Source organism: Halomonas sp. LBP4 (assembly GCF_003202205.1).
Taxonomy (GTDB): Bacteria; Pseudomonadota; Gammaproteobacteria; order Pseudomonadales; family Halomonadaceae; genus Halomonas; species Halomonas flagellata.
Genome location: NZ_PDOG01000001.1, coordinates 1,533,359 through 1,542,597, shown reverse-complemented (window position 1 = coordinate 1,542,597; position 9,239 = coordinate 1,533,359). Strand labels below are relative to the sequence as shown.

The 9,239-nt window shown below is 64.9% G+C and carries 10 protein-coding genes; 8 read left to right on the top strand and 2 right to left on the bottom strand.

Features of this window, described 5'->3' with window-relative positions; genetic code table 11:
• Nucleotides 1–208 precede the first annotated feature (208 nt).
• The 8 genes from CR157_RS07065 (at nucleotide 209) to CR157_RS07030 (ending at nucleotide 7,560) form a co-directional block, all read left to right on the top strand.
• Nucleotides 209–1,381: an ABC transporter substrate-binding protein gene (locus tag CR157_RS07065; RefSeq protein ID WP_110282759.1), complete on the top strand. Its 1,173-nt coding sequence runs from the start codon at nucleotides 209–211 to the stop codon at nucleotides 1,379–1,381.
• A gap of 65 nt (nucleotides 1,382–1,446) precedes the next feature.
• Nucleotides 1,447–2,307, top strand: a complete 861-nt coding sequence (locus CR157_RS07060; RefSeq protein ID WP_110282758.1) for a branched-chain amino acid ABC transporter permease — start codon at nucleotides 1,447–1,449, stop codon at nucleotides 2,305–2,307.
• Between the two features lie 12 nt (nucleotides 2,308–2,319).
• Nucleotides 2,320–3,420 (top strand): branched-chain amino acid ABC transporter permease, encoded by a 1,101-nt coding sequence (locus CR157_RS07055; protein WP_110282757.1) that lies wholly within the window; start codon nucleotides 2,320–2,322, stop codon nucleotides 3,418–3,420.
• 3 nt (nucleotides 3,421–3,423) lie between these two features.
• The gene (locus CR157_RS07050) at nucleotides 3,424–4,191 is read left to right on the top strand and encodes an ABC transporter ATP-binding protein (RefSeq protein ID WP_110282756.1); all 768 of its coding nucleotides are present in this window, start codon (nucleotides 3,424–3,426) and stop codon (nucleotides 4,189–4,191) included.
• Entirely contained in the window at nucleotides 4,188–4,919 is a 732-nt protein-coding gene (locus CR157_RS07045) for an ABC transporter ATP-binding protein (protein WP_110282755.1), read from the top strand. Before CR157_RS07050 ends, CR157_RS07045 begins: the two co-directional genes overlap by 4 nt.
• A gap of 20 nt (nucleotides 4,920–4,939) precedes the next feature.
• The gene (locus tag CR157_RS07040) at nucleotides 4,940–6,145 is read left to right on the top strand and encodes a benzoate/H(+) symporter BenE family transporter (RefSeq protein WP_110282754.1); all 1,206 of its coding nucleotides are present in this window, start codon (nucleotides 4,940–4,942) and stop codon (nucleotides 6,143–6,145) included.
• Complete coding sequence (locus CR157_RS07035; protein WP_306766768.1) at nucleotides 6,090–7,049, top strand: universal stress protein; 960 nt, start codon at nucleotides 6,090–6,092, stop codon at nucleotides 7,047–7,049. Before CR157_RS07040 ends, CR157_RS07035 begins: the two co-directional genes overlap by 56 nt.
• 55 nt (nucleotides 7,050–7,104) lie before the next feature.
• Entirely contained in the window at nucleotides 7,105–7,560 is a 456-nt protein-coding gene (locus CR157_RS07030; protein ID WP_110282752.1) for an aminoacyl-tRNA deacylase, read from the top strand.
• A 90-nt stretch (nucleotides 7,561–7,650) separates the two neighbouring features.
• On the opposite strand, the gene gfa is transcribed toward CR157_RS07030, so the two are convergent.
• Entirely contained in the window at nucleotides 7,651–8,223 is a 573-nt protein-coding gene (gene gfa, locus CR157_RS07025) for an S-(hydroxymethyl)glutathione synthase (protein ID WP_110282751.1), read from the bottom strand.
• 296 nt (nucleotides 8,224–8,519) lie between these two features.
• Nucleotides 8,520–9,239, bottom strand: a 720-nt coding sequence (locus tag CR157_RS07020; RefSeq protein WP_258364083.1) for a zinc-binding dehydrogenase, incomplete at its 5' end; no start/stop codon positions are given.

The following is a 9,239-nucleotide window of genomic DNA, read 5'->3' as shown; positions in this document are numbered from 1 at the left end:
GACGTGTCGGGCGAGACGCCGCTGATCGCCAACAAGAAGGTGGTGCTGAACAACGACTACATCCACCAGGTCATCGACATCTATCACATCTGACCGGGTCACGCTGATCCGACCGGCAAGGCCCTGCGGCAGGGACGCCACAGGAAGAGTGCAAGATCAACTGATATCACGACCGATAACCACAACAGCTATTTCCCTGGTGAACACAATGAAAACCTCAATCAAGAAAACGCTGCTGGCCTCTGTTGTTGGGGCAGGCCTGATGGCCGCCGGTGGGGCATACGCCAGCGAACATCCTGTCAAGCTCGGCCTGATGCTGCCCTATTCCGGTACCTATACCGCCCTGGGTGAGGCGATCACCAATGGCCTGCAGCTGGCCATCGAGGAGCGCGGCAACCAGCTGGGCGGCCGTCCCGTTGAATACGTGAAGCTGGACTCCGAAGCCGACCCCTCCAAGGCGCCCCAGAACATGAGCCGGCTGGTACGGGGTGACAATGTCGACTTCGTGATCGGCCCGGTGCACTCGGGGGTTGCCATGGGCATGCTGCGGGTGGCCAAGCAGACCGGTGCCATCACCATCATTCCCAATGCGGGGCTGGGGGCGGCGACCAACGAGCTGTGCATGCCCAATGTGTTCCGCACCTCCTTCAGCATGTGGCAGGACAGCTACCCCATGGGCAAGGTCGCCTACGATCGGGGCTACCGCAAGATGGTCACCATCACCTGGGACTACGCCGGCGGCAAGGAGGACGTGGCCGGCTTCAAGGAGGCCTTTACCGAGGCCGGTGGCGAGATCGTCGAGGAGATTCTGGTGCCCTTCCCGAGCACCGAGTTCCAGAGCTACCTGGCGCAGATCGGCAGCCTCAATCCGGACGCCGTCTATACCTTCTTCGCCGGTGGGGGCGGGGTCAGCTTCGTGCGCGATTACGCGGCCTCGGGCCTCAAGGACAACATTCCGCTGCTGGGCTCGGGGTTCCTGACGGAGGGCAACCTGGGCGCCCTGGGCGATGCCGGGGAAGGCGTGCTGACCACCCTGCACTATGCCGACACCCTCGACAGTGACGCGAACCGTCAGTTCGTGGCGGCCTATCAGGAAGCCTATGGCAAGGTGCCGGATGCCTATGCCGTGCAGGGCTATGACACCGGCATGATGCTGGCCCAGGCGCTGGACAAGGTGGCTGGCAACACCGAGGACAAGGAGGCCCTGATCGCGGCGCTGGCCAGTGTGGAACTCGAAAGCCCCAGGGGGCTGATGAGCTTCTCCGATTCCCACCACCCAATCCAGAACGTCTACCTTCGCGAGATCCGGGATGGCAAGCATGAAGTCGTCGATGTCGCCTACGAGCAACTCGAAGTGCCGGATAACGCCTGCAAGAAGTGATTCGGTGAACCCCTGACTTCCGGGGCGGGCCAAGCCCGCCCCCGTGCCTCGCGGAGGAGATCGTCATGGATCTCGCATTCTTTGGTGTGCAGCTCCTCAACGGGCTGCAGTACGGACTGCTGCTGTTCCTGATCGCCAGTGGCCTGACGCTGATCTTCGGCATCATGGGCATCATCAACCTGGCCCATGGCGCCATGTACATGATCGGGGCCTACCTGGTCTGGGACCTGACCATGCGGCTGGGCAACTTCTGGCTGGCCATCGTCATCGCCATTCCCATCGCCATCGTTCTGGGGCTGATCATCGAGCGGCTCTTTCTCGACACGCTCTACAAGCGTGACCATCTCTACCAGGTACTGCTGACCTTTGGGCTGATCCTGGTGCTCAACGAGGCACAGCGGATCATCTGGGGGGGGGACGTCCACAGCGTGCCGGTGCCGGCGCCCTTCGATGGCAGCATCCAGCTTACCGACAACCTGCAGTACTCGGTCTACCGGCTGTTCGTGATGGGTGTCTGCCTGGCACTGGCCGGGGTTATCTACTGGGTCATCCGCCACACCCGGCTGGGTATCATCATCCGCGCCGGCGCGGTCAACCGCGACATGGTGGAGGGACTGGGCATCAATGTGCGCACCCTGTTCACGCTGATCTTCAGCGTCGGGGTGGCGCTTACCGCCTTTGCCGGGATGATCGCGGCGCCCCTGACCTCCATCGCCCCCGGCATGGGTGACAGCATCCTGATCACCTGCTTCGTCGTCGTGGTCATCGGCGGCATCGGCTCGATCAAGGGCGCCTTCTGGGGGGCCATTCTGATCGGCATGGCCGAGACCTTCGGGTCGGTGCTGATTCCGAGCCTTGCCAGCATGGTGATCTACCTGATCATGGCCGCCGTGCTGCTGGTCAAGCCACGCGGGCTGTTCGCCTGAGGAGGGTGAGTCATGTTGCATAGATATCCCAAGCGCGTCTCTATCATCATGCTGGTATTGACCGCACTCGTTGCCCTCTTTCCGCTCTGGGGGCCGGCCCTGTTCGGGGCGCGCAGTGACTTCGTCCTGGAACAGCTCACCTTGATGCTGATCCTGGCGCTGTTCGCCATGAGCCTGGATCTGCTGGTGGGCGTGGTGGGGCTGGTCAGCCTCGGCCATGCCCTGTTCTTCGGCCTGGGGGCCTATACGCTGGCCCTGGCCAGCCCCGATTTCAGCCCCGCCTCGCTGTGGTGGATGCTGCCGCTGGTCATGCTGGTCTCCGCGGTGGTCGCCCTGGTCGTCGGCTTCCTGGTCATCCGCACTAAGGGCATCTTCTTCATCATGACCACCCTGGCCTTCGGTCAGATGCTCTACTACCTGGTCAGCACCTCGCCCTATACTGGCGGTACCGACGGGGTCTTCATCATGTTCCGACCCAGTGTCGCGGTCGGTGACACCCTGCTACTGGATATGGATAACCCGCTGACGTTCTTCTATTTCTGTCTGGGAACCCTGATCGTCGGCTATGTCTTCCTGCGCTGGCTGACCCGTTCCTACTATGGCCAGGTGCTCGACGGCATCCACGACAACGAGCACCGCATGGAGGCGCTGGGCTATGCCACCGCGAGCTACAAGCTGATCGCCTTCGTGATTGCCGGGGTGATGGCGGCGATCGCCGGCATGCTGGCGGCCATGCAGTACGGCTTCGCCAACCCCGCCCAGCTCGGCTGGCACACCTCGGGTGAGGTGCTGATGATGGTGATCCTCGGCGGTATGGGCACCATTTTCGGGCCAATTCTCGGCGCCTTCGCCTTCGAGATCCTGCTGCATACCTATGAGCACCTGACCACGCACTGGCCGATCCTGATGGGCATCACCATCATCCTGGCCGTGCTGATTCTGCCCAAGGGCATCGCCGGGCTGATCATCGCCCCACCCGGGCGTGACGCCCTGATGAAATCGCCCCTGCTGCGCTGGTTCAACCGGCGTGGCCAGGCCGGGTCGGCCGCGGTCAAGTCGTCCAAGCCCGCGGCCAAGTCGTCGAAGCCCGCGGCCCAGAGCAAGGAGGGATAAGCCATGAGTACTGCTCCCTTGTTGGAAACCCATGGCCTGACCCGGCGCTTCGGGGGCCTGATAGCGGTCAATGACGTCGATTTCGATGTCAAGCCGGGCGAGATCCACGCCATTCTGGGGCCGAATGGTGCCGGCAAGAGCACCCTGATCAACCTGCTGTCGGGGGAGATTCCGCCCTCGTCGGGGCAGATCCTGTACCGCGGCAAGCCCATCCAGGGCAAGAAGGCGCGTCAGATCGCCCGCATGGGGATCGGCCGCAGCCACCAGAAGACCAATATCTTCCCGCGGCTCAACTGCCTGCAGAACTGCCAGCTGGCGGCGCGCATCCACATGGGCGGGGTGTTCGGCAGCTGGCGCTCCCGCCAGCAGGCCCGGGCGGTCAGCGAGCGGGCGCTCCAAGCCCTGGAGACCTGCCAGCTGGTGCAGCGCGCCTATACCCCGGCATCCGACATGAGCTACGGCGAGCAGCGCCAGCTGCAGATCGCCATGGTGCTGGCCACGGCGCCGTCGCTGATGCTGCTCGACGAGCCCATGGCCGGCATGGGGCGCGAGGAGACCGCTCAGGTTACCGAGCTGCTCAAGGGCCTGGCCGATCAGTATCCGCTGGTACTGATCGAGCACGACATGGACTCGGTGTTCCGCCTGGCCCACCGCATCACCGTGATGGTGGACGGCTGCGTGCTGGAGACCGGTCCGACCGACCAGATTCGCCGCAGTGAAAAGGTCCGGGACGTCTATCTCGGCCGCCACCATGAGGAGGCGCAAGCATGACCGCCGCTGAGCAGATCACGCCCCTGATCGAAGCCAAGGGGCTGCACACCTACTATGGTGAGAGCCATATCCTGCACGGTGTCGATCTCACCCTCATGCCCGGCGAGACCCTCAGCCTGCTGGGGCGCAACGGCATGGGCAAGACCACCACCCTGAAGTCGATCCTTGGCTTCGTGCCACCGCGCGAGGGCGAGGTGCGCATCAAGGGCGAGTCGACGGTGCGCCGGCGCCCCTGGCAGCTGATCCGCCAGGGCATCGGCTATGTGCCGGAAGGGCGGGGGATCTTCCCCGGCATCAGCGTGCGCGAGCACCTGATCATGGCCGCCCGGCCCAACGAGCGGGGCGAGTCGCCCTGGACGCTGGAACGCGTGCTGGACACCTTCCCGAGGCTCGGCCAGCGCATCAACCACGACGGCTCCTTCCTCTCCGGGGGCGAGCAGCAGATGCTCTCCATTGGACGGGCCCTGACCCTCAACCCGGACCTGATGATCCTCGACGAGGCCACCGAGGGGCTGGCCCCGCTGATCCGCGACGAGATCTGGAAGATCATCCACGAGATCAAGGCCTCCGGCATCGCCACCATCATCGTCGACAAGAACATCGACAACCTGCTGGAGGTGGCCGAGAAGCACATCCTGCTGGTCAAGGGCGAGGTGGTCTACAGCGGCGGTGCCCAGGGCCTGAAGGACGATCCCACCATCCTCGAGACCCACCTCGGCGTCGCCTGAGGTGTGAGGAGAGACGTTGCATGCGACTTCACAAGGACTGGTCGATACCCGCGATCACCGCCGGCTTCGTGGCGGTGCTCGTGTCCTACTCCGGCCCCCTGGCGATCTTCTTCCAGGCGGCCCAGAGCGCCGAGATCTCGACCGCCATGATGACCTCCTGGGTCTGGGCGATCTCCATTGGCGCGGCCGTCTCGGGGATCGCGCTCAGCCTCTGGCTGAAGGTCCCCGTGGTCACCGCCTGGTCGGCCCCGGGCACGGCGCTGCTGGTCACGCTCTTCCCCGGCCTGTCGCTGAACGAGGCGGTGGGGGCCTACCTCACCGCGGCGGCGGTGATCTTCGTGATCGGCATTACCGGCTCCTTCGACCGCATCATCCAGGCGATCCCGCCGGGCATCGCCAGCGCCATGATGGCAGGGATCCTGTTCCAGTTCGGCGTAGGGGTCTTCGTATCGCTCGAGTCGGTGCCGGCGTTGGCCATCGGCATGATCCTGGCCTACCTGGTCTTCAAGCGGCTGACGCCCCGCTACAGCCTGGTGCTGCTGCTGGTGGTCGGCGTGGTCCTGGCCGTGGTGCTCGAGGGGGCCAGCCTGAAGGGGGTTTCGGTACAACTGGCCCAGCCGGCGTTCATCCGTCCCGAGTGGACCTGGAACGCCACCCTCAGCCTGGCCATTCCGCTGGTGCTGGTCAGCCTGACCGGACAGTTCCTGCCGGGCATGGCGATCATGCGCAGCTCCGGCTACAACACCCCGGCGCGTCCGATCGTCATCGTGACCAGCCTGACGTCCTTCGTCACCGCCTTCTTTGGCGGCATCACCACGGTGATCGCGGCGATCACGGCGGCCATCTGCACCAGCAAGGAGGCCCACGAGGATCCCGACAAGCGCTATGTGGCCGGGGTGGCCAACGGGGTCTTCTACCTGATCGGGGGCACCTTCGCCGGCACCATCGTGCTGCTCTTCACCTCGCTGCCCGGCGAGTTCGTTGCGGTGCTGGCAGGACTGGCGCTGATCGGCGCCATCACCAGCAATGTCAGCGCCTTCGCCGCCCAGAAGGGCCACCTGGAAGCCTCGGTGATCACCTTCATCGCCACCGCCTCCGGGATCAGCTTCCTGGGCCTGGGCTCCGCCTTCTGGGGGGTGGTGGTCGGCGCCCTGGCCTACAACACTCTGCATCGCCGTTTCGTTCCCTCGCGCGAGGCCAAGCAGGCGTCGGGGGACATCCGTTGAGTCTCGGGCAAGGTCAATAACCATAACAGCTTACAGTGAGAGAGGTGTCGAGATGCACACACTGCATGTGGCCGTGGATGAGTCCGCCTATTCGCTGCGCGGCATCGCGCTGGGCGAGTTGCTCAATCGCCAGCTGAACGGCCAGCTGGAACTGACCTCCGTAGCGACGCGGGTGGAGAAGCGGCGCGAGGCTGTACGCAAGCTGCTGGCCAAGGAGGGCCTCGAGCGTTATCAGGAGGCCGTGCGGGTCGAGGAGGGCGATGCACCAGCCAAGGCCCTGGCACGGCTGGCTGCGGATCCCCAGGGGCTGCTGTGCATGACTTCCCACGGTCGTCGCCCGGCCTCCGAGCTGTTCCTGGGCAGCGTGGCGGCGGAAGTCGTGCGTCACTCCAATGCCCTGGTGGTCCTTTGCGGCCCGCGCTTCGATTCCGAGGCCCAGGCGTGTATCGAGACCCTGATGGTCTGCATCGACGGCTCCAAGCTTGCCGAAGCGGTGCTGCCCGAAGCCGTGGCCCTGGCCAGGCGCCTGGGCGCCGCCCTTCAACTGCTGCATGTGGTGGCGATCGAACCCTCCTCCCGCTCACCGCTGCCGCAGGGCATCCGGGATCCCGAGACTGCGGAGCCCGCTGGCCATGCCGACATCATGGAGTCGGGCTATGTCCACGCCCTGGCCAGTCGCATTCATGACGAGCACCACTTCGAGGCGGACTGGGAGGTGCTGCATGGCTACGAGCCCGCCGAGTCCATCGTCAGCTACCTCGCCGACCAGTCCAACGTCATGGTGGTTATGACCACCCATGGCCGCAGCGGTCTGTCGCAGCTGGCCGCCGGCAGCGTCAGTCACGAGATCCTGCATGAGGCCCACTGCCCGGTGGCGGTGTGGCGGCCTCCCCATCGTCGGTGACGTGGACTAGGCTTATTGAAAGGCCTCTTGGTCGACACCCGGGAGGGTGATTCCCATGTCCATGGAGCGCGTCAAACGCTTTCTCGACGATAACGGCGTGAAATACGTCATACAACAGCATTCTCCGGCCTATACCGCCCAGGAGGTCGCCGAGGCGGCCCACGTGCCCGGTCGGCATTTCGCCAAGTGCGTCATGGTCGAGATCGATGGTCGTCTCGCCCTGACGGTCCTGCCGGCCACAGACCGCGTCGACCTTCAGCGGCTGGCTCGGTCCGTCGGTGCCCAGTCCGTCGAGCTGGCCAAGGAAGCGGACTTCCACGACCGTTTCCCCGATTGCGAGCCCGGCGCGATGCCGCCCTTCGGCAACCTCTTCGATCTGGAGGTCTTCGTCTCGCCACACCTGGCCGAGACCGACCTCATTTCCTTCAATGCCGGCAGCCATCGTGAGGTCATGCAGCTCGCCTACAGCGTGTTCGACCGGCTCGTGAAACCGGTGGAAGTGGCGATGTAAGGCAGGCTAGTGGATTGCTGGATACGGACCGGAGACGACGATGCCAGGCCCGATGGGGCCTGGCATCGTCGTCGGGGGAGGCGGTGAGTGTCAGAGCACCCCCTTGGCCTTGGCGGTATGGGTGGCGATGGCGTCCATCAGCGGCGGCGACAGGCAGTCGTAGGGTTCCAGCCCCAGCTCCTTGAGTCGTGAACGCACCTCGCCCATGTTGTCGGGGTGGGTGCCGGACTCGATGATCGAGGAGACGAAGGCCGCGAATTCCGGGGCCGCCCAGCCGGTGTCATCCGAGAGTTCGGTATGGATGAAGTCCAGGCCGTGGAAGGGATGGTCGGTATTTTCGATGCGCCCGTACATGTGCACCCCGCAGCCCTTGCAGGCGTGGCGCTGGATGGCGGCGGAGGGGTCGACGACCTCGAGCTTGTCCTCGTTGGCGGTGACGCTGAGGCTGTCGCGGGGAACCACGGCGACCATCGAGAACAGGGCCCCGTCGGGTTTCCAGCACTTGGTGCAGCCACAGACATGGTTGTGGGCACACTGCGACTTGACGGTTACCTCGACCTTGTTGTCGGGGCAGTGGCAGCGCAGGGTGCCACCTTCGAAGTTGTCGCTGCCGGGGCGGACGCCGTTGTCTACCGACGGGTGGATATGGAGATGGTGGCTCATTGCGGTATCTCCCTGCTGTGCGGTGGAGGACTGAGCGGTCGAGGATGAGGTGTCGCCGGAACTCGACGCTGCCGGTGCCGGCCTCTCGGCCGGCTTGTCGGCGGATCTGGGTGGGGGGGACTTCGGGGCGCCGAACCAGCGCTGAAGCATGTCCATGAGACTCATGGGTAGGTTCTCCCTTGCGGCTCGAGCGTGCGGTCTGCTCAGTTCGTGCGTTTTCGGGCGCGTATCACTCGCGCGGTTGCGGGCGCGCATCATTCGCGCGGCTTCGGGCGCGCATCAGCTTCGGGCGCGCATCAATAGTGGAGCACGCTGCGGATGCTCTTGCCCGCATGCAGCAGCTCGAAGGCCTCGTTGATCTGCTCGAAGGGCATGTCATGGGTGATGAAGTCGTCGATGTTGATCTCGCCGTCCATGTAGCGCTTCACATAGCCCGGCAGCTCGGTGCGGCCCTTGACGCCCCCGAAGGCCGAGCCCTTCCAGACCCGCCCGGTGACCAGCTGAAACGGCCGCGTCGAGATCTCCTCGCCGGCCCCGGCCACGCCGATGATCACCGACTCACCCCAGCCCTTGTGGCAGCACTCCAGCGCCGAGCGCATCACGTCGACGTTGCCGATGCACTCGAAGGAGTAGTCGACCCCGCCGTCGGTCATCTCGACGATCACCTGCTGGATGGGGTCGACGTGGTCCTTGGGGTTGACGAACTCGGTGGCGCCGAACTGCTTGGCCAGGGCGAACTTGTCCGGGTTGACGTCGATGGCGATGATCCGCGACGCCTTGGCCATCACCGCGCCCTGGATCACCGCCAGGCCGATGGCGCCCAGGCCGAACACGGCGACGGTCGAGCCCGGTTCGACCTTGGCGGTGTTGAGCACCGCGCCGATGCCGGTGGTCACCCCGCAGCCGAGCAGGCAGATCTTGTCCAGCGGCGCCTCCTGCGAGACCACCGCCAGCGACACCTCGGGCAGCACGGTGTATTCCGAGAAGGTGGACGTGCCCATGTAGTGGTGCAGCAT